This is a genomic window from Vibrio sp. T20 (assembly GCF_007858795.1).
In the GTDB taxonomy this organism is placed as follows: domain Bacteria; phylum Pseudomonadota; class Gammaproteobacteria; order Enterobacterales; family Vibrionaceae; genus Vibrio; species Vibrio satsumensis.
In genome coordinates, this window is the sequence record NZ_VFEB01000058.1 from 197,309 (window position 1) to 223,925 (window position 26,617).

Annotated in this window: 24 protein-coding genes and 1 pseudogene; 12 read left to right on the forward strand and 13 right to left on the reverse strand. The window is 44.4% G+C overall.

The features are described 5' to 3' along the window. Window positions 1–36: 36 nt before the first annotated feature. Both rbsD and FTW16_RS04150 read right to left on the reverse strand, forming a co-directional pair. The gene (gene rbsD, locus FTW16_RS04145; protein ID WP_146490154.1) at window positions 37–456 is read right to left on the reverse strand and encodes a D-ribose pyranase; all 420 of its coding nucleotides are present in this window, start codon (window positions 454–456) and stop codon (window positions 37–39) included. 201 nt (window positions 457–657) lie between these two features. Next, window positions 658–972, reverse strand: a complete 315-nt coding sequence (locus tag FTW16_RS04150) for a transcriptional regulator (protein ID WP_146490155.1) — start codon at window positions 970–972, stop codon at window positions 658–660. 405 nt (window positions 973–1,377) lie between these two features. On the opposite strand from FTW16_RS04150, the gene FTW16_RS04155 reads away from it, so the two are divergent. Beyond that, window positions 1,378–1,974: a porin family protein gene (locus FTW16_RS04155; protein ID WP_146490156.1), complete on the forward strand. Its 597-nt coding sequence runs from the start codon at window positions 1,378–1,380 to the stop codon at window positions 1,972–1,974. A 115-nt stretch (window positions 1,975–2,089) separates the two neighbouring features. On the opposite strand, the gene FTW16_RS04160 is transcribed toward FTW16_RS04155, so the two are convergent. After that, window positions 2,090–3,133: an endonuclease/exonuclease/phosphatase family protein gene (locus FTW16_RS04160; RefSeq protein WP_146490157.1), complete on the reverse strand. Its 1,044-nt coding sequence runs from the start codon at window positions 3,131–3,133 to the stop codon at window positions 2,090–2,092. Window positions 3,134–3,527: 394 nt separating this feature from the next. On the opposite strand from FTW16_RS04160, the gene FTW16_RS04165 reads away from it, so the two are divergent. The 5 genes from FTW16_RS04165 to FTW16_RS04185 all read left to right on the forward strand — a co-directional run bounded on the left by FTW16_RS04165 (window position 3,528) and on the right by FTW16_RS04185 (window position 9,864). Further along, complete coding sequence (locus tag FTW16_RS04165; RefSeq protein ID WP_146490158.1) at window positions 3,528–5,423, forward strand: extracellular solute-binding protein; 1,896 nt, start codon at window positions 3,528–3,530, stop codon at window positions 5,421–5,423. Between the two features lie 12 nt (window positions 5,424–5,435). Further along, window positions 5,436–6,524, forward strand: a complete 1,089-nt coding sequence (locus FTW16_RS04170; RefSeq protein WP_004730359.1) for a microcin C ABC transporter permease YejB — start codon at window positions 5,436–5,438, stop codon at window positions 6,522–6,524. Between the two features lie 31 nt (window positions 6,525–6,555). Then, on the forward strand, window positions 6,556–7,578 hold the full coding sequence (locus FTW16_RS04175) for an ABC transporter permease (RefSeq protein WP_048608646.1): 1,023 nt from the start codon (window positions 6,556–6,558) through the stop codon (window positions 7,576–7,578). 9 nt (window positions 7,579–7,587) lie between these two features. Beyond that, window positions 7,588–9,210, forward strand: coding sequence for a microcin C ABC transporter ATP-binding protein YejF (gene yejF / locus FTW16_RS04180; RefSeq protein ID WP_146490159.1), 1,623 nt, complete (start codon window positions 7,588–7,590; stop codon window positions 9,208–9,210). Window positions 9,211–9,327: 117 nt separating this feature from the next. Beyond that, a complete protein-coding gene (locus FTW16_RS04185) occupies window positions 9,328–9,864 on the forward strand; it encodes an RNA-binding S4 domain-containing protein (RefSeq protein ID WP_146490160.1) in 537 nt (178 codons plus the stop codon). 157 nt (window positions 9,865–10,021) lie between these two features. On the opposite strand, the gene FTW16_RS04190 is transcribed toward FTW16_RS04185, so the two are convergent. The 10 genes from FTW16_RS04190 to FTW16_RS04235 form a co-directional block, all read right to left on the reverse strand. Further along, a complete protein-coding gene (locus FTW16_RS04190) occupies window positions 10,022–10,465 on the reverse strand; it encodes a F0F1 ATP synthase subunit epsilon (protein ID WP_048668867.1) in 444 nt (147 codons plus the stop codon). A gap of 14 nt (window positions 10,466–10,479) precedes the next feature. After that, window positions 10,480–11,865, reverse strand: a complete 1,386-nt coding sequence (atpD, locus tag FTW16_RS04195) for a F0F1 ATP synthase subunit beta (RefSeq protein WP_086713776.1) — start codon at window positions 11,863–11,865, stop codon at window positions 10,480–10,482. 43 nt (window positions 11,866–11,908) lie between these two features. Beyond that, the gene (atpG, locus tag FTW16_RS04200; RefSeq protein WP_146490161.1) at window positions 11,909–12,778 is read right to left on the reverse strand and encodes a F0F1 ATP synthase subunit gamma; all 870 of its coding nucleotides are present in this window, start codon (window positions 12,776–12,778) and stop codon (window positions 11,909–11,911) included. 46 nt (window positions 12,779–12,824) lie between these two features. Then, window positions 12,825–14,366 carry a F0F1 ATP synthase subunit alpha gene (gene atpA, locus FTW16_RS04205; RefSeq protein WP_146490162.1) on the reverse strand — a complete coding sequence of 514 codons (1,542 nt, stop codon included), beginning with the start codon at window positions 14,364–14,366 and terminating at the stop codon, window positions 12,825–12,827. A 9-nt stretch (window positions 14,367–14,375) separates the two neighbouring features. Further along, complete coding sequence (locus tag FTW16_RS04210) at window positions 14,376–14,927, reverse strand: F0F1 ATP synthase subunit delta (RefSeq protein WP_146490163.1); 552 nt, start codon at window positions 14,925–14,927, stop codon at window positions 14,376–14,378. Window positions 14,928–14,938: 11 nt separating this feature from the next. Beyond that, the gene (locus tag FTW16_RS04215) at window positions 14,939–15,409 is read right to left on the reverse strand and encodes a F0F1 ATP synthase subunit B (RefSeq protein ID WP_086713780.1); all 471 of its coding nucleotides are present in this window, start codon (window positions 15,407–15,409) and stop codon (window positions 14,939–14,941) included. 55 nt (window positions 15,410–15,464) lie between these two features. Continuing rightward, window positions 15,465–15,701 (reverse strand): F0F1 ATP synthase subunit C, encoded by a 237-nt coding sequence (atpE, locus tag FTW16_RS04220; protein ID WP_004730405.1) that lies wholly within the window; start codon window positions 15,699–15,701, stop codon window positions 15,465–15,467. Between the two features lie 47 nt (window positions 15,702–15,748). Then, entirely contained in the window at window positions 15,749–16,519 is a 771-nt protein-coding gene (gene atpB, locus FTW16_RS04225; protein WP_102479435.1) for a F0F1 ATP synthase subunit A, read from the reverse strand. Between the two features lies 1 nt (window position 16,520). Continuing rightward, window positions 16,521–16,922 carry an ATP synthase subunit I gene (locus tag FTW16_RS04230; protein ID WP_048608582.1) on the reverse strand — a complete coding sequence of 134 codons (402 nt, stop codon included), beginning with the start codon at window positions 16,920–16,922 and terminating at the stop codon, window positions 16,521–16,523. 718 nt (window positions 16,923–17,640) lie between these two features. Next, window positions 17,641–18,522 carry a LysR family transcriptional regulator gene (locus FTW16_RS04235; RefSeq protein WP_146490164.1) on the reverse strand — a complete coding sequence of 294 codons (882 nt, stop codon included), beginning with the start codon at window positions 18,520–18,522 and terminating at the stop codon, window positions 17,641–17,643. A gap of 157 nt (window positions 18,523–18,679) precedes the next feature. Here FTW16_RS04235 and FTW16_RS04240 point away from each other — a divergent pair, with 157 nt between their 5' ends. From FTW16_RS04240 to FTW16_RS04270, 6 genes and pseudogenes are all read left to right on the forward strand, one after another. Next, a complete protein-coding gene (locus FTW16_RS04240; protein ID WP_004741170.1) occupies window positions 18,680–19,078 on the forward strand; it encodes a RidA family protein in 399 nt (132 codons plus the stop codon). A gap of 199 nt (window positions 19,079–19,277) precedes the next feature. Continuing rightward, entirely contained in the window at window positions 19,278–20,738 is a 1,461-nt protein-coding gene (locus FTW16_RS04245; RefSeq protein ID WP_061017242.1) for an aldehyde dehydrogenase family protein, read from the forward strand. A gap of 209 nt (window positions 20,739–20,947) precedes the next feature. After that, a complete protein-coding gene (locus tag FTW16_RS04250; protein WP_146490165.1) occupies window positions 20,948–21,943 on the forward strand; it encodes a membrane dipeptidase in 996 nt (331 codons plus the stop codon). A gap of 230 nt (window positions 21,944–22,173) precedes the next feature. Continuing rightward, on the forward strand, window positions 22,174–23,769 hold the full coding sequence (locus FTW16_RS04260; protein WP_146490166.1) for a BCCT family transporter: 1,596 nt from the start codon (window positions 22,174–22,176) through the stop codon (window positions 23,767–23,769). 260 nt (window positions 23,770–24,029) lie between these two features. Next, window positions 24,030–25,834, forward strand: a pseudogene (locus tag FTW16_RS04265) (hypothetical protein). Then, window positions 25,831–26,568 carry a DUF3726 domain-containing protein gene (locus FTW16_RS04270; RefSeq protein ID WP_048660319.1) on the forward strand — a complete coding sequence of 246 codons (738 nt, stop codon included), beginning with the start codon at window positions 25,831–25,833 and terminating at the stop codon, window positions 26,566–26,568. The pseudogene FTW16_RS04265 and the gene FTW16_RS04270 overlap by 4 nt, the downstream one beginning before the upstream one ends. Window positions 26,569–26,617: the final 49 nt, after the last annotated feature.

The window sequence follows — 26,617 nt, forward strand, 5'->3', positions numbered from 1 at the left end:
GTATTTGGTTGTGTCTGTGTTTGGTTTAGCTTTTTTTTAAAACGTTACGCCAGCTTGGAAAATAACATTTGCGTATGGTGTACATTCCCCAGTGCGAATCACTGCGCGGCTATCATGTGTACGCTGCTTAAACTCTTCATGAGTGATGTAAGTAATCGAAAGCGATTTGCCACAACGTACTTCTTCTGTCTTGATTAAATCAATCAGTGATGCGTGATGTTCTGGGCTTACTTTCGCAAACTCTTCTGCAATCACAACGCCTTCAATTTGAGATTCATCTAATAGGGTTTTTACTGTTTGTTGAAAGCTCGGTACACCATGAGTCAGTGCAAGATCAATGCGAGTTACGTGGTCTGGAATCGGCAGGCCCGCGTCACAAATCGTGATTTCATCTGTGTGGCCAAGCGTCGCCACTAGGTAAGAGAGTTCAGAGTTTATTAGAGTACTTTTTTTCATATCACGACCTATCAAAAAATAACGCTTAATGGGTTGAGAACAACTCAAGAAAAAGCCATCGAAACGTTTCGATAGTGATAATAGTGTCTGATTTATCATTTGCACGTTTGATTGTTTTAGAGTGTGATAACGATCATCGAAACGTTTCGATGGTGTGTTTTTTGGTGATCTCAGTCAACGCCATTGATTGCATAAATTTGGCTACGTGGGTTCAATTGATAGCACATAGCCAAACTTACTGATGGTTACTATCTGGACATTTGGTGTTCTCAATCGCGCGAAGACATTGCGTAGGTTATAAACCACATTAGCCAGAGCATGAGGTGACGAGAGATGCCCGTCCCAACACACATCAACAATATGCTCTCTTGAAACCGGCCTTCCAATATTTTCTATCAGCAAACAGAGCACTGCCAAAAGGTGAGGGCGCAACGTTATTTTGTTTCCCTGTGAGTTAGTGATAGTTCGAGCGTCGATATCAAGGGTTAAGCCGTTGAGGTTTATGGTGTGGGTCATCGTGTTTCTGTTCGTCTTCTTTTGAATGGTGGAGATTGATTGGGTAGTTCGTTAGGGGTGCTAGTAATTCAAAGCGCGCGGATTATGCGAAATAACACCACTCTTGAAAGTAAGCGTTCGTAAGTCTGCGCAAATAAAATCTAAAAATGGGATGGTTTGAAAATTGAGTTGAAGGTTTTATTTAGAAAAGACGTATTTTTATTTCTTTATTATTCATGTGTTTATTTGGGTATTACTGATTGTGTTGTTTGAAATGACAAAGTGATTACATTTTTATTTATTTTTTTGTTTTCTGTGAGCTTAACCTGCTTGCGAATTCGACGGGGTGTCGGATAACTCTAACAAGATTGTGCAGCAGAGGAAGGCGTAACAATCTTGATTTGCAATAAGTAAGGTCAAGCAGTAATGAACAACAAATTAATTTTAAGCATCGCGCTGATGTCAGCCGTGGCGGCAAGCAATGTAATGGCATCCGATAGTGGTTTTTATCTAGGTGGTGCAATCGGTACATCTGGTATTGATGATGGCGGGCTTTATAACGACTTTTCAGCACCAATGACTGTTGATGCTGAAGACCCGACATATAAGATCATTGCTGGATACCAATTTAATCGTATCATCGCATTAGAGGCGCAATACACGAACTATGGTGACGTCGTTGCAAAAAATGCATTAAACCAATCTACTTACACTTGGTCTCCAACTGCGTTTTCGATCAGTGCTAATTTAGGTTACACATTTGATAATGGAGTCCGCCCTTTTGGCATTATCGGCTTATCGTCAATTGATTTAGATCAATCTCTACCGTTGCTAGATGATGATAGTGGTGAAGGCGTTCGCTATGGTTTTGGCGTTGAGTACACACCTAGGCACATTGGCAACGTTAGCTTTAAGCTAGGTTATGAAGCGGATGCGTTTGTTGTTGAGACCGATTCGCCTTTTGATAATGATAAGGATATTGTGATTGATTCATACTACGCAGCGGTTGCTTACCGTTTCTAAACTTTAGATTTCATCTAGTAAGTATATGAATTTTTTAACACCGAAGTAGCAATGCTTCGGTGTTTTATATCGAGACTTGGGATACATCCGCTTAAAACGAAACGTAATCCGACAGTTAAGTTTCGCGGATATGAGCAGTGACAGAGACGACGGCATGATCAGTACTGAATTGGTCGTGTTCAAAGCTTGGATTGATCAGGTGATGGTCTAACACTGTGTAGCTCGAGATCTCCATCAAGCTTGATGAGTTCTGGCAATCAAACTCGTTCGACATCAAAATGTAATCTAGTACAGACCCTGAAGCACCGTAGTAATGGGTTGGTTTACGCTGCTCAAGCAAGTCTTCCTCATGCAGTTGATGGTAAAGATCCCAACAGTCTTTTAAGCGAAAGTGGGACAGCCAATGCTTACTGTTTTCGTCTCTGTTGATTGAGTAACTCAACAGCCCTTTAAATTCATCATTAAACAGAGGCTTATTAAAGTCACCCATCAATACGACTGGTTGATCGGTTTGGTAGCGTTGATTGGTGATGTATTGATGCAATATCTGAGCTTCTAGACCGCGTTGGACACTTGATAGCCAAGAGCCAAGTTGTTCTTGGTGGAAGCGAATGAGCGTGTCACTTTGTGGTTTTTCACCTTGCTGGGCGTTGTCTGCATCGACAGATTCTGCCTTTGGTTCTGTTGGACGTTGTGATTTGAAGTGCACGACATAACAGTCGGTTGAACCTAAATGGGGTAACGTAATCGTTGCGTGAACAGGTGTTCTGTTGAATGAGAATTTGTTGCCAAGGTTGAATGCTGTCAGTAGTTTCGAATCTGGCGTAACAGGCTGCACGTTTACAATCGGGTAACGGGAAGCAATACCCACAACAGGTGAGGTGTATAGGTAATCATCTTCAACATGTGCGTTATCGACCACAGCAAAGTGAGGGTAACCAAGCTCATTCATCAATTGTTCTAAAGATTGCGGGCTAAATATCTCTTGGAAGCCGATCACATCACAATCTAATGAACGAATCGCTTCAGCCATCCAATGTTGCTTCTTTTGCCATTCTTCGAAGCTGTAGATGTTCTCAAAATCATAATAAGCATTCGGTGGCTCGAGATAGTTCAAAAGGTTGAACGTTGCGAATGTTATTTGGTTTGGTTTGTTCAAAGTGTCATTCCATTTAGACCTAGGCAGCAAGGATACTCCAGTAAAGTATAGTTTGTTGATTATTTAGAACCTAAATTTCACTTTAGAAGTGAATTAAAGAGAATTTAAGCCGTGGAGGCTTGTGTCATTCACGCTAGACTAATATTAGTGCTTCTGCCTTCCCCCGTACTTTCCAACGCCACTAAACTAATCAACGTAATCAAAGCTAACTGCAACCTATAACTTCGAGCGGTGACGAGTAATTTGTAAATAAACCGTCAGAGATGGAGTGCTGATGGTTTTATTAGTTATTACATGATGTTAGATTTGAACCTATACTTGTTTTAACGGTGTGCATTCAAAGCCGGTTAATCAAGTTGAATATCGAATTCATAACATTTGAAGGGAGAGTCAAATGGGAACAGATTTCCGAAGCAAAGCCTCGCAGCGCACTCAGTTTTTTAGGTCTAATTTGAAGTCATGTGCAGTCATGCTGCCGCTTATTGCTCTATATCCCTCCGTTACACACGCTTCTGATACCGAATCAACACCTGCTGTCACCGTAATTGAAACCACTCAATTGGTTGGTTTTGGTGAAGCAAAATATCCAGCCGACTTCACTCACTTTGATTATGTTAATCCTGATGCGCCAAAGCAGGGCAAAGTGACTTATGGCAGCATCGGTACTTACGATAGCTTTAATCGATTCGGTTCTCGCGGCGTTGCTGCAAGTTATACCGGAGAGATCTACGATACCTTGATGTTTTCTCCGAGCGACGAGATTGATGCTTATTATCCATTGATCGCTTCAAAGGTTCGCTACGCCAGTGATTTCACTTGGATGGAAATTGATATCAACCCAAAAGCGAGATTCAATGATGGCGAGCCTATTACGGCTCATGATGTGGCATTCACCTTTAATAAGTTTTCAACCGAAGGTGTGCCTCAATACCGTGTGTATTACAAAGAAATTAAATCAGTTACCGCTGTTTCTGATTTAGTGGTCCGTATTGAGATGGATAAGCCAAACCGCGAGAAGTTGTTTAGCTTTGCCCAAAGTACCCGTGTATTACCAGAGCATTATTGGAAAGACAGAAAACTGTCTGAGCCTCTAAGTGAGCCACCTGTGGGAAGTGGCCCATATAAAATCATCAGCTATAAATCGGGTCAAAGCGTGACTTACGGTTTAGATGAAAACTACTGGGCTGCCGACCTGCCTGTAAACGTCGGTCGTAATAACTTCAAGCAAGTGCAATACGATTACTACCGTGACGACACCGTAATGCTAGAAGCCTTTAAAGCAGGGGAGTTCGATCTTCGAACCGAGAACTCGGCTAAGTTCTGGGCTAACTCTTACACAGGTGCGAACTTCGACAAAGGCTACATCATCAAAGAAGAGATTAACCATGAGAAGCCTGAAACGACTCAAGGTTTTGTCTTCAACATTCAATCCCCTGTGTTTTCTGATCCAAAGGTACGCGAAGCATTAACCTACGCGATGGACTTTGAGTGGATGAACAAGAACATGTTCTATGGTCAATATAAACGTACTCGTAGTTACTTCCAAAACACCGACTACGAAGCGAAAGGCTTACCAAGCGAAGCTGAAGTAGAGTTGCTGTCTCAATACAAAGATCAGATTCCACCGAGAGTTTTCACAGAAGAATTCCAACCTCCGGTCACCGATGGTAGCGGCCGTATTCGTAGCCAAATGCGTACAGCTTTCAAACTCTTGAAGGAAGCGGGTTGGGTTCTGAAAGACAAAGTCATGACCAACGAAAAGACTGGCAAGCCGATGTCTTTCGAGTTGTTGATTTACAGCCCAACCACGGAGCGTATTGCAACGCCTGTTCAAAAGAACCTGAAGCGTATGGGTATTGAGATGAAGATCCGTACCATCGATACGACGCAATACATTAAGCGCTTGCGTGATCGTGATTTCGACATGGTTTCGTCGTCATTTTCTGCAAACCCATATCCTAGCCCGAACTTAATGATTGTTTGGAACTCTAACTACATTGATTCTACTTACAATACTGCAGGTGTGATGGATCCAGTGGTTGACGCGTTGACAGAACAAATCGCGAGCAACCAACAGAACCCAGAAAAGCTCCTGACTTTAGGTCGCTCACTAGACCGAGTATTGCAGTGGAATTTCTACAACATTCCTCAATGGCACGTTGGCGAATATCGCGTTGCAATGTGGGACAAGTTTGAGCGTCCAGATGTATTACCTAAATATGACTTAGGTATCGATACATGGTGGATTTCGGAAGAGAAGGCAGCTCTGCTTCCTGAAAAACGTCGCTAGGAGTTAGTTAGCATGGCCGCGTATATATTTCGGCGTTTACTGTTGGTGATCCCCACGCTGTGGGCGATCATCACCATCAACTTTTTTATCATTCAGATCGCGCCAGGTGGTCCGGTAGAGCAAGCTGTTGCCCAATTAGAAGGGCATAACTCTGGCATCATGGAGCGTTTTTCTGGTGGTGGACAAGAAGTTGATTTAAGCGAAAGTGATCAAGCATCAGCCAGTGGTTATAAAGGCTCACGTGGGCTTGATCCTGAAGTGGTTGAAGAGATCAAAAAGCAGTTTGGTTTTGATAAGCCGATTCACGTTCGCTATTTTGATATGTTGAAAAATTACGCGACCTTTAACTTTGGTGAAAGTCTGTTTAAGGGCGGTAACGTGATTGATTTAATCATCGAGCGTTTACCTGTCTCCATTTCCTTAGGGTTGTGGAGTACGCTAATCATCTACGTGATTTCGATACCCCTAGGCATTATGAAGGCAATACACCACGGCTCTCGTTTTGATATTTGGTCGAGCGCAGTGGTGATTGTCGGTTATGCGGTCCCAGGCTTCTTGTTCGCGATTATTCTGATTATTTTGTTTGCAAGCGGTAACTACTTCAGTTGGTTCCCATTGCGTGGCTTGGTATCGAGTAACTTCGACCAACTGAATTGGTATCAGCAAATTGGTGATTACTTCTGGCATTTGGCTTTGCCTATTTTCGCTATGGTCATCGGTGGTTTCGCAACACTAAGTATGCTGACCAAAAACTCCTTCCTTGACGAAATTAATAAGCAATATGTGGTAACGGCGCGAGCAAAAGGCTTAGACGAGAGTAGCATTCTCTACAAGCACGTCTTCCGTAACGCGATGTTGATCATTATTGCCGGTTTTCCGAGCGCATTTATTAGTATTTTCTTCACGGGTTCTATGTTGATTGAAGTGATGTTTTCGCTCGAAGGCATTGGTCTGCTTGGCTTTGAGTCGACCATTCAGCGAGATTACCCAGTGGTGTTCAGCTCTCTCTATATCATGACCTTGCTCGGCTTGGTGCTGAGCATTATCTCCGACCTGACTTATACCTGGGTTGATCCTCGAATTGATTTTGAAGCGCGTTAATGGCGAACGAATAACAAGGTATTGATAATAAATGTTTAACAACCCTTTAGCTGAAGCTCGTTGGTTACGTTTTAAAGCAAACAAACGTGGTTTTATCTCCCTTTGGATATTTACCATCTTGTTTGGCTTGAGCCTGTTCGCTGAAATCATTGCAAACGATAAGCCACTCTTGGTTTCTTATGATAATCAGTGGTTTGTGCCTGTTATCAATGAATACGCCGAGACGGAGTTTGGCGGAGAATTTGAAACCGAAGCCGACTACAAAGACCCGTATGTTATCGAACTCATTGAAGACAGTGGTTATATCGTGTGGCCAATCATTCCGTTTAGCTACGACACGATAAATTTCGATATCTCAGGTGCTGTGCCTTCGGAGCCTGATTCAGTGAATTGGCTCGGAACTGATGATAAAGGGCGAGACGTATTGGCTCGCATCATTTATGGGTTCCGTATCTCTGTTTTGTTTGGTTTTATTCTGACGATTGTGTCGAGCGTGATAGGTGTGGTTGTCGGTGCAACACAAGGGTACTACGGTGGCTGGGTTGATCTATTCGGGCAGCGCTTCATTGAGGTGTGGTCTGGTATGCCGACCTTATTCTTGTTGATCATTCTGTCGAGTTTTATAGAGCCGAACTTCTGGTGGCTGCTTGGAATTATGGTGCTATTCAGTTGGATGAGTTTGGTTGGGATTGTTCGAGCTGAATTCTTACGCTGTAGAAACTTTGATTACGTACGAGCCGCGCAAGCGATGGGTGTTGATGACAAACGCATTATGCTTCGTCACATGCTACCCAACGCGATGGTCGCTTCGTTAACCATGATGCCGTTTATTCTTTCAGGTTCAGTGACCACGTTAACTTCGTTAGATTTCTTGGGCTTTGGTCTTCCTGCGGGTTCGCCTTCATTAGGTGAGCTATTGGCGCAAGGTAAAGCTAACTTGCAAGCGCCTTGGCTTGGCATTTCTGCTTTCGTCGTGCTTTCACTGATGTTGACGTTACTTGTCTTCGTTGGTGAAGCAGTACGTGATGCCTTCGACCCACATCAACAGAAGTAAGGATAGGTTATGACTTCAAATACAGTTCCTGCTTCTCCAGTTTTGACGATAGACAAACTGTCTGTTGGTTTCGGACGGAAAAACTCGATAGAACAAGTGACGCAAGATGTCTCTTTAGAAATATACAAAGGTGAGACACTGGCGTTGGTGGGCGAGAGTGGTTCCGGTAAATCGGTTACGGCTAACTCTATTTTAAAGCTGCTACCTAAAGGCTCGTCACACTACTTAAACGGTAAGATTAACTTCTCTGGCACCGATATTCTGAGTTGTTCAGAAAGGCAACTGCGGGGGATTCGTGGTGGTCGCATCGGCATGATCTTCCAAGAACCCATGGTTTCGCTTAATCCGCTTCATCGAGTCGGTAAACAATTGGTTGAAACCTTAGCCATTCACCGAGGTATGCGAACCAATAAAGCGCAAGCCTTGGCGGTAGAGTGGCTTTCCAAGGTGGGTATTCGTTACCCAGAGCAAAAGATTTCGGCGTATCCGCACGAGTTGTCTGGTGGTGAACGCCAGCGTGTGATGATTGCGATGGCTCTAATTAATGAACCCGAGCTGCTTATTGCTGATGAGCCGACTACGGCGTTGGATGTATCGGTACAAGCGCAGATACTCGACCTTCTAAAAGACCTACAGCAAGAGCTTGGTATGGCGATGCTCTTTATCACCCATGACTTGAGTATCGTTCGTAAGATTGCAGACAGAGTAGCGGTAATGAAAGATGGCCGTTTGGTTGAAAGTAACGATTGCCAAACATTGTTTAACGCGCCTGCTCACCCTTACACTCAAAAACTTATTAACTCTGATCCTAAAGGCTTACCTGTTCCTGTATCACCAGATAGCAAGCCTCTACTCAATGTTGACCAACTTCGTGTTTGGTTCCCGATCACGGGCGGCTTGTTCAAGCGTACGATTTCACACGTCAAAGCTGTTACCGATATGGAGTTTACCTTGAAAAAGGGGCACTCAATCGGTCTAGTAGGTGAGAGTGGTTCTGGTAAATCGACAACTGGCATGGCGATACTGAAGCTGGTGGATAGCGAAGGGTCGATTACCTACGCGAATGAACAAATTCAAGGTTTAAATCGACAACAAATGTTGCCGTTTCGAAGCCGTATGCAAGTTGTATTTCAAGATCCGTTTTCTGCGCTGAACCCAAGGATGTCAGTCGCTCAGGTGATTGGTGAGGGCTTGTTAGTGCATCAACAATTGGATGAGCATGAACTCGACCAACGCATCTGTGAAGTAATGAAAGAGGTCGACCTCGATCCTGAGACTCGCCATCGTTATCCGAACGAGTTTTCTGGCGGTCAAAGGCAACGTATCGCTATTGCTCGTGCTCTGATTTTAAAGCCAGAGTTTATCCTGCTCGATGAGCCTACGTCCTCACTAGACAGAACCGTTCAAGCTCAAGTACTGGATTTGCTGAAGTCACTTCAAGAAAAGTACGCTCTGACCTATCTATTCATCAGCCATGACTTGAATGTCGTGAAATCCCTATGTCACTACACCATAGTGATGAAAGCAGGTGAGGTGGTTGAGAAGGGGGATACAGAGACTTTGTTTGGTAATCCGCAACATGAATATACTAAGCAACTTGTCAGCCTCTCGAATGTTGGTGGTGCTCTATAGCGTAGGTGTTAGCACTAAAGTAAATGATGACCTGATCAATTCAACATGGTCATTTAGTTGTTTTAAGATTACACTGCGCCCAATATTTCAGAAGTACATATTTAGGTAGAGGTCACCATGGACCAAGAACATTACGAAGACGCTGATTACGAAGGCCAAGAGCTTGGCGAAGAAGGCGAAGAGATTGAAATTGAAGCCATTGGTATCGATGTTTCATCGCAGCCAATCGAACTCTACAAAGTGTTTAAAATTGCTAACCTAGTGAGTGGTGGCGGTGAAGCTAAGCACATCATCTCTGAAGGCTATGTAGCGGTAAATGGTGAGCTGGAAACGCGTAAGCGTCGTAAAATGTACGATGGCGACTTCTTTGAATTCAACCAAGAATACTATGTAGTGGTGTGTGATCAACCAGTACAAGAAGAATCAGAAAAGCCGAAAAAGAAAGAAGCGCCTAAACAAAATAACAAGGCGAAGAAAGGCCAGTCTAAAAAGGATTCTAAGAAGAAAGAGTCTAAGAAAAGCAAAGCTGAAATGCTAAGCGCAAAGGCTGAACCAAAGAAAGAGAAAAAAGAGAAGAAACCGAAAAAGAAAGCGGATACGCCAAAGCCAACTCGTGACGACAAAAGCGGCCGTAATTCGATTGAATTCTTCTAAGCTATAGCTCTAAATTGCTGCTCTAAAACTATTCGTTTGAAAATCAAGCAACGTTAAACCTCGGTTTTTCGTTAAGCAGATATCAAAAGGCTCACTATTTAGTGAGCCTTTTTTGTATTTGTTTGCTAGCACAGCTAACGGCCAATAACGCTTATTCTCAGTGTCGAGTGCGAGAAGACGTCAGTTCTGATGCGCGAAGCTGAGCAACGGCTTTTGCTAGTTCAAGCTGAGCTTGTGCAAAGTTGATGTCTACATTGCCCTTATTGATATTTTCTAGAGCTGCATATTTCGCTTCTTCTGCACGAGCGCGGTCAATGTCTTTACCATGCAAGGCAGTATCGGCCAAAACTGTTACCACATCGGGTTGAACTTCAAGCATCCCACCAGAGACATAAAGCACTTGCCCCTCTGATTTAGGGTCTGTGACAAACACTGTTACGCCCGGTTTTATTTTGCTGAGAAGCGGGGAGTGACCGGGGCGGATACCCAGCTCACCATCCGCGCCAGAAACGGCTAGGGCATACGCTGGACCTGAAAACAGCGTACCTTCCGCACTTACAATATTAAGTTGAAATGTATTATCTGTAATTCCGATAGCCATGGTGCACCTACCTCTTAGAGTGATTTTGCTTTTTTAAGCACTTCGTCGATAGAGCCACAGTACAAGAACGCTTGCTCTGGGATGTCGTCATACTCGCCACTTAACAAACCTTTGAAACCTCTTAGCGTTTCGCTTAGCGGTACGAATACACCTTTCTGACCGGTAAACACTTCTGCTACGTGGTAAGGCTGAGTTAAGAAACGTTCAATCTTACGAGCACGAGAGACAATCTGTTTATCTTCAGTTGAAAGCTCATCCATACCAAGAATCGCGATGATGTCTTTTAGTTCTTTGTAGCGTTGCAACGTTGTTTGAACTGTTTGTGCAATGTCGTAATGCTCTTGACCAACCACAAGAGGATCCAATTGACGAGACGTCGAATCTAACGGGTCAATCGCAGGATATAGACCCAATGCAGCGATGTTACGAGACAGTACAACGGTCGCATCTAAGTGAGCAAAGGTTGTTGCAGGTGATGGATCCGTCAAGTCATCTGCAGGTACATATACCGCTTGGATAGACGTGATAGAGCCCTGTCTAGTTGAAGTGATACGTTCTTGAAGCACACCCATCTCTTCAGCCAGCGTTGGTTGGTAACCTACCGCGGAAGGCATACGACCTAATAGTGCTGAAACCTCTGTACCCGCAAGCGTGTAACGGTAGATGTTATCAATGAACAACAGTACGTCACGACCTTCATCACGGAAGCGTTCAGCCATAGTAAGACCAGTCAGCGCAACACGAAGACGGTTTCCAGGTGGCTCGTTCATTTGGCCATAAACCATGGCAACCTTGTCTAATACGCCAGCTTCTTTCATCTCGTAGTAGAAGTCGTTACCTTCACGAGTACGTTCACCTACACCGGTAAATACAGAAAGACCTGAGTGAGCTTTAGCGATGTTGTTGATAAGCTCCATCATGTTTACGGTTTTACCTACACCCGCACCACCGAACAGACCGATTTTACCACCCTTAGCGAAAGGACAAATAAGGTCGATAACCTTAACACCTGTTTCCAGAAGCTCTGTGCTGTTGGCTTGCTCTTCATAAGAGGGGGCTTCTCGGTGAATTTCGTAGCTTTCTTTCTGACCGATCTCACCACACTCATCGATAGGTTGACCAAGCACGTTCATGATTCGGCCTAGCGTTTCTTCGCCTACAGGAACCGTGATTGGAGAGCCTGTGTTTTCAACGGTTAGGCCGCGACGCAAGCCATCAGACGTACCCATTGCAATACAACGAACGATGTTGCCGCCAAGTTGTTGTTGAACTTCCAATACTAGCGAGCTTGCTTCGTCGCTGGTGACTTTCAATGCATCATAAACGCGAGGGCTGTTGCCGCCGCTGAATTCGACGTCAACCACAGCGCCGATTACTTTAACTATTTTTCCAACACTCATTCTTAAATCCTCAAATTCTGTTCTAACCCGCTCTTGTCTGCCCTTAGACAGCTTGGGCTCCTGAGACTATTTCACTCAGCTCTTGGGTAATCGCAGCCTGTCTAGCTTTGTTATATACCAACTGCAAATCATCAATGAGTTGGCCTGCATTATCGGTTGCCGCTTTCATGGCGACCATTCGGGCTGCTTGCTCACAGGCAATGCTCTCAACGATGCCTTGATACACTTGTGATTCGATGTATCGATGTAACAGCTCAGAGAGGATGTCTTTGGGCGCTTGCTCATAGATGTAGTCCCAACGACGCGCTTTTTTAGGCTCCCTACCAGCCTCAGAATCTGAAGGGTGAGGGAGCAATTGTAACGTCGTTGGCGCTTGAACCATGGTGTTGACGAATTGGTTGTAAACGAGATACAAGCTATCGATTTTGCCTTCGTCGTAATGCCCTAACATCGCATTCACCGTACCTAAAATGTCTTCTAGTTTAGGTGTATCGCCAAGGCCTGACGTTTGCGCGATGACATTGCCGCCGCGTTGGAAGAACGAGATAGCTTTCGAGCCAATTAAGGTTGTCTCTACCTCGACTCCTTTAGTGCGCCATTGCTCCATTTCCTCTAACACTTTCTTGAACAAGTTTGAGTTCAAGCCACCACACAAGCCTCTGTCAGACGAGATAATGATGTAAGCAACACGCTTTGGTTCACGCTGTTGCAGGTATGGGTGCTGGTACTCTAGTGAACCCGATGCGACATGAGAGATAACTTGGCGCATGTTTTCGGCGTAAGGCCGCGTTTGCGTCATGTTGTCTTGAACTTTGCGCATCTTACTTGCTGCAACCATTTCCATTGCACTGGTGATTTTCTGAGTGTTACTAACACTGGCTATCTTGGTGCGAATTTCTTTAGTACTTGCCATAATCTGCTCCTATTTGTTTTGATTTCCAGCTAACAAACCGGAGCACTTACCAAGCTTTCATTCCAACAAAACCATCTAGAATCTCTTTAAGAGCACTCTCGATGTTGTCGTTGTAATCGCCAGTCGCGTTAATTTTGTCGAATAATGCTGGGTTTTGACCTTTGGCGTACGCAATCAGCTCTTCTTCAAAACGGGCTATGTTGCTTAGTTCAACACCCGCTAGATAGCCTTTCTCTGCTGCGTAAATAACCGTTGCTTGCTCAGCGACCGACATAGGAGAGTATTGCTTTTGTTTCATTAATTCGGTTACACGCTCACCATGGTCGAGTTGTTTTCGGGTCATCTCATCTAAATCAGAAGAGAACTGAGCAAATGCCGCTAGCTCGCGGTATTGAGCTAATGAAGTACGGATACCACCAGACAATTTCTTGATGATCTTGCACTGCGCTGCACCACCCACACGAGATACCGAGATACCCGGATCGACTGCAGGACGTAGACCTGAGTTAAACAGTTGAGTTTGTAGGAAAACCTGACCGTCAGTGATTGAGATTACGTTGGTTGGTACGAACGCAGACACGTCACCCGCTTGAGTTTCAATGATAGGAAGCGCGGTTAATGAGCCAGTTTGGCCTTTAACTTCACCGTTCGTGAACTTTTCTACATACTCTGCATTCACTCTTGCTGCACGTTCTAGTAGGCGTGAGTGAAGGTAGAATACGTCGCCAGGGAAGGCTTCACGACCCGGTGGGCGTTTAAGTAGCAATGAGATTTGACGGTACGCTACCGCTTGTTTGGATAGATCATCATAAATGATCAATGCATCTTCACCGCGGTCACGGAAGTATTCACCCATGGTGCAACCCGCGTAGGGTGCTAGGTATTGCAGCGCTGCTGATTCTGATGCTGATGCAACAACCACGATGGTGTTTTTAAGTGCATCGTGCTCTTCGAGCTTACGAACCACGTTAGCGATGGTTGATGCTTTCTGACCAATGGCCACATACACGCATTTGATGCCAGAATCTTTTTGGTTGATGATCGCATCGATTGCCAATGCGGTTTTACCTGTCTGACGGTCACCGATGATCAGCTCACGTTGACCACGACCAATAGGTACCATGGTATCTACAGCTTTATAGCCAGTCTGAATTGGCTGGTCTACAGACTTACGTTCAATTACCCCTGGTGCAATGACTTCTACTGGGTCAAGACGGTCACAACTTATTGGGCCTTTACCATCAATCGGTTCACCTAAGGTGTTCACTACACGTCCCAGCAGTCCGTTACCTACCGGTACTTCTAAGATGCGACCCGTGCCTTTCACTTTCATGCCTTCAGAAAGGTCAATGTAAGGACCCATTACCACCGCGCCAACAGAGTGGGTGTCTAGGTTAAGTGCAAGTGCGTACTTGCCACCAGGTAGTTCAATCATCTCGCCTTGCATGACATCAGCAAGGCCATTGATTGTGATGATGCCATCACGAACCGATACGATAGTGCCTTCGTTGCGAGCTTCGGTGCTCACATTAAATTTCGAGATGCGTTCTTTGATTAGATCGCTAATTTCATTTGAATTTAATTGCATAATTGTTACCTATCTCGCGTGAAGTTGATGAGCCAATCGGTCAATTGATGTGTTTAACGAACCATCGATCACGGTTTCACCCGCCTTGATGACCATTCCACCCACTAGCGTGTCATCAATAACCTGCTTCATTTCAACCTGACGCTCTAATTTCTTCTCAAGTGCAGCTGTTAATGACGTAACTTGATCTTGTGTCAGCATTTCTGAACTGGTGACAGTGACAGGCACTACACGTTCATGTTCGTCCTTTAGCTCGCAGAACAATTCAAACAGGTCTCTTACAACAGAAAGGCGGCCGTTCTCGGCCAAGACTCGAATGAGATTAATGACGTGGTCATCAACGAGGCCTTGGCAAATATGAATGATGAGGTTTGCCAAATCTTCGGTTTGTTGTGTAGGAGCACCTTCTGCAGACGAAATCTGACTCGCGATTGTTTCTTCTTCCGCGACAGCCACAAGAATGGACAGCATTGAGTGCCACTCTTGTAACTGGTTCTCACCTAAAGCAAATTCAAACGATGCTTTGGCGTAGGGATGAGCAATATTGGTGTAATCTGACATATTGCCTCTCCTTAGAGTTCGCTAATCATTTGGTCAACCAGCGCGCGGTTCGTTGCAGAATCTAGATTTTTGCTAATCAATTTCTGTGCACTTTGAATCACTGCGTCTGCCATATCCGCCTGAAGTTCACGGCGTATCTTTTGGCGTTCGCCTTCTAGCTCAGCTCTACCTTGTTCTAAGATGCGTGCCTTTTCTTGTTCGGCTTCTTGTTGCGCTAAGCTGATGATTTCGTTGCGGCGTTTTCGGCCTTGTTCAATCAGTTCAGTCACATTCTTTCTTGCATCTTCGATGAGTTGTGCGCCATTGGATTTTGCTAGTTCTAGCTCTTTCGCAGCGTTCTCTGAGTGGCGTAAACCATCAGCGATTTCTTTTTGGCGCTCGTCTAACATCGCGGTGAGAGGGGGCCATACATATTTCATGCAGAGCCAAACAAAAATCACGAATGAGATTGCTTGTCCAAACATGCTTGCATTTAAGTTCATACCTTCCTCACTAAATCTTGATTATGTATAAATCGATCTTTTCAAAGCTGTTTGATTAAGCCACAGCGAAGATGATGTATAGACCGATACCAACACCGATCATCGGTACAGCATCCACAAGACCCATCATGATGAAGAATTGAGTACGAAGCATTGGAGTTAGGTCTGGTTGACGCGCAACACCTTCAAGGTATTTACCTGCTAAGTTACCAATACCAGATGCTGCACCTGCTGCACCTAAACCGATCAGTAATGCACCTGCTACATATAAAACTGCGCTTACGATATCCATTTGTATCTCCGATAAATAATTTGTTAGTTAATTTTTGTAGTTATTAATTAGTGGTGTTCTTCTGTTGCCATTCCTAAATAAACAACGGTCAGTACCATAAATATAAATGCTTGTAAGAATACGATTAATATGTGGAATAAGGCCCAAGGTACACTCAGTGCCCACTGCATCCACCAAGGCATTAGTGCAATAAGGATGAATATCATCTCGCCTGCATACATATTTCCGAATAATCGTAAACCTAGTGATATTGGTTTTGAAATTAATGTTATTAATTCAAGAACTAAGTTAACAGGATATAAAAGAGGGTTATCAAATGGCTGAGTAGTTAGCTCTTTGATAAAGCCTTTCAAACCTTTATTTTTAAATGTATAGGTTAACAGTAGAATAAAAACACCGAGTGCCATCGACATTGGTATATTTACGTCTGCTGTTGGTAGGTCTCTAAAGTGCTCTAGACCTACAGATCGGGTTAACCCCGGGATTAAATCAATGGGTAATAGGTCGACTGCATTCATTAACAACACCCAAACAAAAGTGGTTAATGCCAGTGGTCCTATTAATTTATCTTCTGCTTGAAAAATTTCTTTGACGAGATTATTAACGAAGTCAAAGACAAGCTCGATAAAACATTGAAAACGACCTGGAACGCCGCTAGTGCCACGAGTGGCTACATACCGAAATGCACCGATGAAAAGTAAACCTGTAATCCAAGATACCAACATCGAGTCAATGTTAAACGCCCAGAACCCATCACCTGTAGTTAAGAAGGTTAAGTGATGCTCTATGTATTCGTGAGCGGTAGTGACTTGATCCATACTACGCGTACTCCGATCTATTAGAGGCGGTAATAAATGGTGTTAAGAAGTATCCAACCATAGTAAATATGTACGCATATAATATTACTGGGTTATCCAGTTTGAAGAACTGGAATGCCAAGATAAACATTAAAAACGTATATGTTATTTTTACGACACGACTCATTTGCATTAAGTCACGTAAACTATAGTTAGGGTTCTTACGCACCTTTAGGCTTGCATATATAAATCCAAACAGCGGTGGCAACATCGCAATTACGATACCCAAAGCTGATGATTCCATATCTACTTTATTACCAAAAAACACTTCATATAAAACTACACCGATGGCTAATACTATTTGGCAGAGAACAACTCTTTTAGCGGCAACAAGGATGTCGCTACTAATCCCATTAAGCCTCATAATAAAACCTTATGTTAAACAGTGTAAGTTAATATAAAACACAGCTTAAATTTAACTTGTTACTACATTTCACTTGTTAATAACACTTGATTTGCTTTAAAGAAAAACCCTTGCTGGTTTTATATCTCCTGACGAAATGAAACGAATTAAACTAATTCGCTATCGTTTCGACAAAATATAAATTACGCCTAAAATTATGTGATCAAAACGACAAATATTGATATCAATAATTCCATTTTTGAAATGGGAGTTTTTCATTTATGAAAGTAATCGTTTTATTACTTTATTCATGAATATTTAAGATGCTTTATCCATATGAAAAAGAGGGACTTTTGGGAAGGGTTCTGCGAGCGAAATTATCAACTTATGATCTTATCAATTAAGACTATTCAAACACTTAGGCTCATTTGTAAGCTGAATTGCCAAGTGTGGTTTGAGAGAGATTACGCTTGTTTGAGGCAAGGATGGAAGGTTTCGTTTGTCTGGGATATTAAACGTACGTCGCTCCTTATCAATAAACGAATATTTTTTATATTGTTGTCACTTTGTCATTATTTGCGTACGCGAGCGTGAAAATTCAGCGCCTAAATGTTGATGTTATAGGAGTGATGGTGATGATTGGGTGTGTGAGAAGCATGGTTGGGAGAAGAGACACCGAGTTTTGAGGAAGTAAATGGCAGCAAAGTGCTGCCTAATTTACTTAATCTAGGCTCTCTTATTACTCTTCATAACTGAGGTATTGAACACATAAGTCATGGAAAGCCTGTGCTTGTGGTGAGATCGTACGATCAGACAATCTGAAAATACCAATTTGTCGTTGCAAGGGCGGGTCAATTAATGGAATCCACACTAAGCGGGTTTCGTTGGTTGGGAAAGCCAGTTTAGGTAGCGTAGTTACGCCTATTCCGAGCTCTAACACCGAAAACAGCGAGGTAATGTTCTCTACTGAATACAAAGCTTGTTCGCTGAGCATGCGTGCGGGTGTTGGGTCAAGTAGGGTACAAGTCCCGTTACGAATGAAGGGTTGTTTTAACAATGTTTGCCATTCGATTCCTTCCCGTTGAGAGGCAATAGGATTGTCTTTTAGGCACACCACACCGATCGGATCAGAAAGCAAAGGCGTGAAGTCGATGTTCTCTTCTTCTAAATGGGAGCTATTACCGAGGGCAACATCCACCTCTCCAGAGAGTAATCTTGCTTCTACACCTGCCGCATTATCATCAATCAAACTCACTTCTACATTTGGGTACTGTTCACAAAAAGCCCCTAAAACACTAGGGATTAGTTTTGCGGCTACCGAAGGCACGCTTGCTATTCGAACTCTTCCTTGTTGTCCAGCCGCCGCTGCGCGTAGGTCATTGTCTAATGCTTTGTAAACATTCAAGAATTGAATGATTTTTGGCAAGCATATTTCTCCAAAAGGCGTCAGTGTCGATTTGTTGCCTGTTTCAAACAGAGGTTGGCCGAGTATTTTTTCCAGCTCTTTTATCGATGTAGAAAGTGCCGCTTGCGAGCGATTTGCTCGGTGAGATGCTGCTCGAAATCCCCCTTCTTCGACCACTAAAACAAAATGTTTTAACTGTTGTAGCTTAATACTCATGGCACTGATCCTTCTCTAGCCCTTGCTATACCTTACTTTTTGAAAGGTGATAGATTTTATTTATCAAATGCACAAAATTTACCGTTAGATTTATCAGTCGTCAAGGTGCAGTATTTAACCATCTTGAAACATAGTTGTTACAAAGTTGGATTGAATCGTGAACGCACAAACTAAAAAACACCCAGTAAAAACCGCTCTTTTTGCTTCAAAAGCACCACTAGAGTGGGCAATCGTAAATAACGGCACTCTATACACCGCGCAGATTCCAATTGATGAAACGGGCGCAGTAGTAGAAGGCGGTATCGAAGCACAAACGCGTCAGACTTTTAACAACCTTGTTCATACGTTGGAGTGTGCAGGCGAATCTATGGATTCCGTACTGCAAGTTCTGATTTACGTGACAGACCGTGAATACCTAAAAACGGTCAACAGCGTATACGGAGAATACTTCAATGCACCTTATCCAAACCGTGCAGCGGTCGTCGTTGCAGGGTTAGCAAGAGAAGAGATGCTGGTCGAGTTCGTGGTTTATGCATCGGCGTCTCAACCTGAATAATTCGACTGTGAACTAAGGCTCTTTGCGGATCAAAACTCTTTTGAATTAAAGCGGTTTATTGATACAAGCGATCGGGTTCACTTTAGATACAAAATGTACGACTTATTTTAGCAATTAATTACCTGAATATTAAAAGTTTGTTAATTAACCAGATGGTTGCCAGACTCAACCGCAACCTAACCGTTACAAGGACAGAATGATGACTCAATTACAGAATGTTCAAGCAGAAAACGCACTTTACATTGGCGGCGAATGGCAAGCGGGTGTAAGTACCGTTGCGAACATTAACCCATCAGATATTTCTGAAAACATCGGTAACTTTGCACAAGCAAGTGCTGAACAAGTTCAACAAGCGATTTCAGCGGCGAAGCACGCTCAACCTGAGTGGGAAAAAACGCCGATTGAACGCAAGCAAGCGGTTCTTCAAGCGATTGGTGATGAGCTGATTGCACGTTGCGATGAGCTAGGTACGCTTCTTTCTCGCGAAGAAGGTAAGCCTTTTGCTGAAGGTCGTGGTGAGATATACCGTGCAGGTCAGTTCTTCCAATACTTTGCGGCTGAAGTGCTTCGTCAGATTGGCGACAACGCGGATTCAGTACGCCCAGGCGTTTCTGTTGAAGTGACTCGTGAAGCGGTAGGCGTTATCGGCATCATCTCTCCTTGGAACTTCCCAACAGCAACAGCAGCTTGGAAAATCGCTCCAGCACTGGCTTTCGGTAACAGCGTAATTTGGAAACCAGCAAACCTAACACCAGCAAGTGCGGTTGCACTAACTGAGATCATCCACCGTCAAGGTATCCCTGCAGGTACGTTTAACCTTGTACTAGGTAGCGGTTCAACGGTAGGTGATGCACTGATCAACTCTAAAGAAGTGAACGGTGTGAGCTTTACGGGTTCAGTTGATACGGGTCGTAAAGTAGCTGCTGCTACTGCGCCGAACTTCGTTCGTTGCCAACTGGAAATGGGCAGCAAGAACGCACTTGTTATTGCTGACGATGCTGATATCCAAACTGCGGTTGACGCAACGATTGCAGGTTCGTTTTCGGGTGCTGGCCAAAAATGTACAGCATCTTCTCGCCTAGTGGTTATGGATAGCATTCACGACCAATACGTTGAAGCACTGATTAAGCGTATGAGCGAGCTGAAAGTGGGTCACGCATTAGAAGAAGGCGTGTTCATGGGCCCTGTCGTTGACGGCAACCAACTTGAAGCAAACCTAGGTTGGGTTGAGAAAGCACGTCAAAGCGGCGGTGAACTGGCATTTGGTGGCGAACGCTTGAGCATGAAACACGAAGGTTTCTACATGTCTCCAACGCTGTTCTTGAACACTAAGAACGATTGGGAAGTGAACCAAGAAGAAGTGTTCGCACCAATGGCAAGCGTGATTCGTGTCGCTGACTTAGAAGAAGCGATTGCGACAACCAACGATACTCGCTTCGGTCTAACGGGCGGCATCATTACTCAGAGCCTACGTACGAGCGCAATGTTCAAGCAACAAGCGCAAACGGGTTGTGTAATGGTGAACCTACCAACAGCAGGCACAGATTACCACGTACCGTTTGGTGGTCGTAAAGAGTCTAGCTTTGGTCCTCGTGAGCAAGGTCAATACGCGAAAGAGTTCTACACAGTGGTTAAGACTGCTTACCAGCGTCCTTATTAATCCACTTTCTATATAAGAATTGGATTGTTGGCGAATTAAGTCCCTAACTATCCAGCTATCGAATTGGCCTGATTCACAGAGTCAGGCCAACATTCAAACCAAAGCAGCAAACGAACTTAGACAAGTGATTTAACCCATTTTTGAAAACATGTTATTTGAGCGTGTTTTCAAAACCGAGCTAGAACACTGAGCTTTCAATAGGAGTGGTTATGTACCAGCAACGGATTGTTATAGATGGATTGCAATACTGCAATTGGAACAGAGAATATTTCCAAACACTAAAGGCGAGCGGCATTACAGCAGTTCACGCTACCGCGGTTTACCACGAGACAGCTCGTGAAACCTTATCTTGCTTTGCAGAGTGGAACTTAAGATTCGAGCAGAACGCAGACCTTATCATGCCGATTCACTCAATGGCTGATGTTGAGGCTGCAAAAGCGACTGGCAAAGTCGGCATTTTCCTTGGTGCTCAAAACTGTTCTCCAATCGACGATGAGATTGGTCTTATCGAGGTTATGCGTAAGCAAGGTCTTTTGATCATGCAACTGACGTACAACAATCAGAGCTTATTGGCGACGGGTTGCTACGAAAAGAACGACACCGGTATTACTCGCTTTGGTAAACAAGCCATCGAAGAGATGAACCGAGTGGGCATGATCATCGATATGTCTCACAGTGCCGAGCGCTCAACACTTGAAGCAATCGACTTGTCTTCTCGTCCTATTTGTATCAGCCATGCGAACCCAACGTTTGCTCATGATGCACTACGAAACAAATCAAATGATGTGATTAAAGCACTAACCGCACGCGGCGGCTTAATCGGATTCAGCTTATACCCATTCCACTTACCAAACGGCAGCCAATGTACCTTGGAAGACTTCTGCCAGATGGTTGCGACTACCGCTGACATGGTCGGCGTAGAACACCTCGGTATTGGTAGTGACCTATGCTTAAACCAACCTCAAGCCGTTCTTGAATGGATGAGAAATGGTCGTTGGTCTAAAGCAATGGACTATGGCGAAGGCTCTGCGAACAACTCAGGTTGGCCAGATGCGTTGCCTTGGTTCTGCGGTAGTGCAGGTATGGAAAACATATATAACGGATTGATGCGTCATGGTTTCAGCGAGTCTGAAGCTGGGCAAGTCTTGGGAGAAAACTGGTTTAACTTCTTGAAAGATGGCCTAGAGCCTCAAACCAAGAGTTAACGGTTTCTCGCGAGCCATCATCGAATTAGCAGCCTTCTAACAAACGTTCAATGAGCAAGTGCTGCTTAAACCAATTTCACTATTCAAAAGGAACAACGGTCTATTTCGCAACGCGGTAACCCAAACATGGATTAGCCTGCCCAACACAAAAAACAATAGGGCAGGTGTTAAATACACCCTTGTAGTCATCATTCAAATGACAGCTGCAAAGAAACCTCTGGAGTCAGAGTATGTCTGATTTAACCAATAGCGTGAAATCTTCTAGCTTAAATGCGGGTCAAGCACACACAGCAAGCAACAAAAACGAGTCTGAGTCTACGTCAGACAAATTAGGACTATCCAACCCAGCTCTTTGGTACAGCGGCGGTTTTATCGCTCTGTTCGTGGCACTGGCTCTATTTGATGGCGAGCTGTTATCAAGCTTAGTAAATTCGGGCTTTGCATGGTCTGTAAAAGTATTCGGTCCTTACTGGCAAATGCTTCTTCTTCTGACTTTTCTTATTGGTCTTGGCCTGGCGGCAGGGCGAACAGGCAAGGTTATCCTAGGCGGCATCGCTAAACCTGAAATGGACGGCTTCCGTTGGATGGCGATCATCTTCTGTACGCTACTGGCAGGTGGCGGTGTATTTTGGGCCGCAGCAGAGCCTATCGCTCACTACGTTAGCCCACCACCATTGTACGGCGCACAAGAAAACGCACAGCAAGGCGCGGTGAATGCTTTATCGCAATCTTTCATGCACTGGGGTTTCTTAGCATGGGCGATTGTAGGTAGCTTAACGTCTATCGTGGTTATGCACCTTCACTACGACAAAGGCTTGCCGCTTAAACCTCGTATTCTGCTTTACCCAGTTTTAGGTGAGCGAGCTCTGAAAGGTCACACAGGCGCACTGATTGATGCATGTTGTATTGTCGCAGTAGCGGCGGGCACCATTGGTCCTATCGGCTTCTTAGGCTTGCAAGTGAGCTACGCACTGAACGCACTGTTTGATATTCCTGATGGGTTCACAACGCAGCTGATCATCATCCTGTTCGCTATCGTTCTATACACATTATCGGCATTAAGTGGTCTTAACCGCGGAATGCAAATGCTAAGCCGTTACAACGTAATTTTGGCAATGGCATTGATGGTCTACATCCTTATCTTCGGCCCAACAAACTTCATCTTCAATGGCTACATTCAAGGTGTGGGCAGCATGATTGATAACTTCATCCCAATGGCGACTTACCGTGGTGACGAAGGTTGGTTGAGCTGGTGGACAGTATTCTTCTGGGGTTGGTTCCTAGGTTACGGCCCAATGATGGCAATCTTCATCGCTCGTATCTCACGCGGTCGTAGTATTCGCCAATTGGTATCAACCATTAGCCTGATTGCACCGTTTGTTACTTGCTTCTGGTTCACGATTGTTGGTGGCTCTGGCCTTGCGTTCGAAATCGCAGATCCAGGCAGCGTAAGTAAAGCGTTTGAAGGCTTTAACTTACCAGGCGCGCTACTGGCGGTAACGCAGCAGCTACCGTTGCCGATGCTGATCTCTATTCTGTTCTTGATCTTAACCACGATCTTCATCGTAACGACCGGTGACTCAATGACTTACACCATCAGTGTGGTGATCAGTGGTGAGACAGAGCCAAATGCAATTATTCGTACCTTCTGGGGTGTCATGATGGGGGTAACAGCGTTAATTCTGATTTCCTTAGGTTCTGGCGGTATCTCAGCGCTGCAATCCTTCATTGTTATTACAGCGGTACCGGTGTCCTTAATCTTGCTGCCATCACTTTGGAATGCGCCTCAAATCGCAATCAAGATGGCGAAAGACCAAGGTTTATAAAGAGCAGTCTTTATATAGAGAAAGCACTGTAAAGATATTGATTTAACAAGCAACAAATCAGCCTTCGGAAGAAGGCTGACGCAAAAATTCCGAAAGGAAGAGTAAAAACCGTACTGATGAAGATACATCGGACGGCAATTATTTAGGTGAAGAGACCTAGTCAGGACAAATAATAAGGGGCGAGCTCGCTTGCCTCGATAACATCAATAACGATTAGAAACGTGAAAGCTAACCAACATACTGTCGCAACAATGCTTCAAATGACGGCAACGATCGGTTCTGAATGGCTAGCAAAACCCTTATAACTACAAAGGTGGTGAGCAAAATGGATGCACATCGTTCTACCTACACTGAATCAGCACTACGTGACGCAACGGTCGTCATGGCACCGGAAAGGCTAGGTGCAATGCACCAAACACGCATCAGCTTCGTAAGAACTCTGATTCGTAAAATGGCACAACAGCAATGGAAAGTGACTAAGCATGAGTGGCAACTAGACACTCAAGGTTTTGGTCATGTTATCTATAAGCTAGAGACGCCAAATCATGTTTATCATTTGGTTGTGTTCTGCGATGAGATTGCAGACGACGAACGAAATGACCGTGTAATTGCTGAAAAGTGGGACGTAACGTTTGCTCTTGTTCTTGGTGATGTTGATGTCACCCTACTTGAGAGACTTCGTGCGAATGTACCGCTACAAGAAGCCGGCCGTAATCCTAACAATGTGCTTGTTTTAGCGCGTGCAAACAAAAGTGTACGTGTGTTTGAACATATCGTTAGTCACTTGGCTAAAGGTGTTCAACCAACACCAAAAGAGCTGGCTGAAGTGGGTTACATCCTGCGAACGACAGCGGTATACGGCAATGGAAAATTTGGAATTGCTGACTTTAAAGTCTTAGAGAAAAATGAAGATTTTAATCAGTCGTTTAGTGCGCAAATGTGTGCGGTTTATATGCTGCGTGAGTTCAGCCTAGATTGGGTTCATTACCTAGCGGAGCAACAAGGCGGAGAACAGGCGATTACCTTGCACAGAGGTTTACAACGCTACCTAGGTGTGGGTAATGCTACTGGTTTAGGCATGGCGCCATATTTGATTAACCACCCAAGTATTGTCGATCAATGGATGACTACTCGTGAACATGCATTAGCTGACGTGTTAGCTAGTCACACGGATAAGGCATTGATTGAACCACTACGTACATTAGTTAAAAAAGCGATTTGTCATTTAGAACAAGTCGTTACCATCAATGAAAACCAGCAAGAGTTAAACAAAGCGGCGGTTGATGACCTTAAAAAGGCTGAGCAATCGCTTGAAGCGTCTGTCAGCCAATGTGATACGTGGGCGCAGTTAGTTGAACAATCCAAGCACATGAGTATGGAAGCCCAAGAAATCCTTATCTCATGCTTGATGGAATTGTACCCAGAATTAGTGGACGCCCATCAAGAGCATATGAATTGCAGCGAAACACTGTCGCTTCCTAGTGGCAAAAAGATTCAAGACCTTCTTGTTGTATTAGAAGAAAAGTACCGTTGGGCGATCACGACTGATTTTACCAAAGCACAGAACAACTACTGGTTTTGGTATCGCTCTCAAGACAAAGAAGAGCCAAGGCTTGGAGTGCGAGGTGAGGAGCTAGGTGAAGAGCGTGAACTGCCGTTGGATATAGGTCGTCAAGCTTACCGTTTGTACCATGCTTTATTGCAGTTTGCGCCAGAGCTTTCATTAGCTGAGTTCCTTGTTAAGCAACCTCAGCACCGTGCGATAGCTCGTCGTGTATGGACGCTAGGCAACAAGGCGATGGGCGACATTCAAATGAATGTGCTGCATCAAGATTCGCCACCAATGCATTTACTGCGTTGCAAGCTTGCGATGTTTGGCGCGACTAAGTTTGATCCTCGCTCAGACCGTTGGGTACGAGTGACGTTTTTCCAAGGTGCACCACTGCTTGATGAAATTCATCAGGACGAATGGGTGTTCCCAGTCTTACCAAGTGAAGCGGAGCTTGCTGACTCTCAAAAATCTACTACACACATCAACGCTCAACATGGAGGTAAATCGTTATGATCGTTTCTCACAATGAACTGGTAGCGGCCGTCAATAAAGCCTTTCTGGGTATGCGTCGTACATGTGGTGAAGCCGATGTGATAGCGAACATGGTGGCAGATTTACAAATGGTCGGTTTGGATGGTGTTCGTCATTTTAACAATGCGAGCAACTTCATTGGGCTAGAAGACGATTGCCCAGTGGACATTCAAGTGCTTAGTGATAACACGGTTGAAGTTGATCTGCACAAGGCAAGTTTGGCGTGCCACCTTCCAGTGGTGATGGATTACGCGATTGAAAAAATGGTCGGCAAGAAGACGTTGAAAATTGAGCTCAACAACTGTCATAACCGCTGGCTAGCGTATAGCGAGCTTGTGAAACTGGCCGCGAAAGGCATCGCGTGTACTGCACGTTGGGACAACGGCTCTAACCCTAAGAGCACTTTGTATGTGCTCAACCGTGGTTGCGTTGCACCAGAACTGTTTTTATCAGATTTGCCTCTGGCATCGGACGATCATATCCACAATATGACCATCGAGCTTTCCGTCCAGGATTTCGATATCGAACGTTTGTCAGATGGCTACCAAACACACATTGAATCGGAAGCGCTTTTTAAAACTCAAGAGAAGGCGTGGAATGAAGGCATTGAAGTTGACGATGGAGAGTGGGGCGCGTTGAAAGAAACGGCGACGGCTATCCTTGTTGAAAACAGCCAACGTTCAATTCAAGGTGCAGGTGAACTAGAAGCTTCTTAGCTATAAGTTATAGAAACTAAGTTTATAGATATTTAGCTTATAGAAACTG

Bases quoted from the DNA above. Each gene is read 5' to 3' on its own strand.
- FTW16_RS04170 (WP_004730359.1), top strand. From the start codon at position 5,436: ATGGCCGCGTATATATTTCGGCGTTTACTGTTGGTGATCCCCACGCTG.
- FTW16_RS04210 (WP_146490163.1), bottom strand. From the start codon at position 14,927: ATGTCAGATTACACCAATATTGCTCATCCCTACGCCAAAGCATCGTTT.
- FTW16_RS04270 (WP_048660319.1), top strand. From the start codon at position 25,831: ATGATCGTTTCTCACAATGAACTGGTAGCGGCCGTCAATAAAGCCTTT.
- atpD (WP_086713776.1), bottom strand. From the start codon at position 11,865: ATGAGTGTTGGAAAAATAGTTAAAGTAATCGGCGCTGTGGTTGACGTC.
- FTW16_RS04245 (WP_061017242.1), top strand. From the start codon at position 19,278: ATGACTCAATTACAGAATGTTCAAGCAGAAAACGCACTTTACATTGGC.
- FTW16_RS04150 (WP_146490155.1), bottom strand. From the start codon at position 972: ATGACCCACACCATAAACCTCAACGGCTTAACCCTTGATATCGACGCT.
- FTW16_RS04185 (WP_146490160.1), top strand. From the start codon at position 9,328: ATGGACCAAGAACATTACGAAGACGCTGATTACGAAGGCCAAGAGCTT.
- atpB (WP_102479435.1), bottom strand. From the start codon at position 16,519: ATGGATCAAGTCACTACCGCTCACGAATACATAGAGCATCACTTAACC.
- FTW16_RS04250 (WP_146490165.1), top strand. From the start codon at position 20,948: ATGTACCAGCAACGGATTGTTATAGATGGATTGCAATACTGCAATTGG.
- yejF (WP_146490159.1), top strand. From the start codon at position 7,588: ATGACTTCAAATACAGTTCCTGCTTCTCCAGTTTTGACGATAGACAAA.
- FTW16_RS04260 (WP_146490166.1), top strand. From the start codon at position 22,174: ATGTCTGATTTAACCAATAGCGTGAAATCTTCTAGCTTAAATGCGGGT.
- atpG (WP_146490161.1), bottom strand. From the start codon at position 12,778: ATGGCAAGTACTAAAGAAATTCGCACCAAGATAGCCAGTGTTAGTAAC.
- FTW16_RS04175 (WP_048608646.1), top strand. From the start codon at position 6,556: ATGTTTAACAACCCTTTAGCTGAAGCTCGTTGGTTACGTTTTAAAGCA.
- atpE (WP_004730405.1), bottom strand. From the start codon at position 15,701: ATGGATATCGTAAGCGCAGTTTTATATGTAGCAGGTGCATTACTGATC.
- FTW16_RS04155 (WP_146490156.1), top strand. From the start codon at position 1,378: ATGAACAACAAATTAATTTTAAGCATCGCGCTGATGTCAGCCGTGGCG.
- FTW16_RS04190 (WP_048668867.1), bottom strand. From the start codon at position 10,465: ATGGCTATCGGAATTACAGATAATACATTTCAACTTAATATTGTAAGT.
- rbsD (WP_146490154.1), bottom strand. From the start codon at position 456: ATGAAAAAAAGTACTCTAATAAACTCTGAACTCTCTTACCTAGTGGCG.
- FTW16_RS04215 (WP_086713780.1), bottom strand. From the start codon at position 15,409: ATGAACTTAAATGCAAGCATGTTTGGACAAGCAATCTCATTCGTGATT.
- atpA (WP_146490162.1), bottom strand. From the start codon at position 14,366: ATGCAATTAAATTCAAATGAAATTAGCGATCTAATCAAAGAACGCATC.
- FTW16_RS04235 (WP_146490164.1), bottom strand. From the start codon at position 18,522: ATGAGTATTAAGCTACAACAGTTAAAACATTTTGTTTTAGTGGTCGAA.
- FTW16_RS04165 (WP_146490158.1), top strand. From the start codon at position 3,528: ATGGGAACAGATTTCCGAAGCAAAGCCTCGCAGCGCACTCAGTTTTTT.
- FTW16_RS04230 (WP_048608582.1), bottom strand. From the start codon at position 16,922: ATGAGGCTTAATGGGATTAGTAGCGACATCCTTGTTGCCGCTAAAAGA.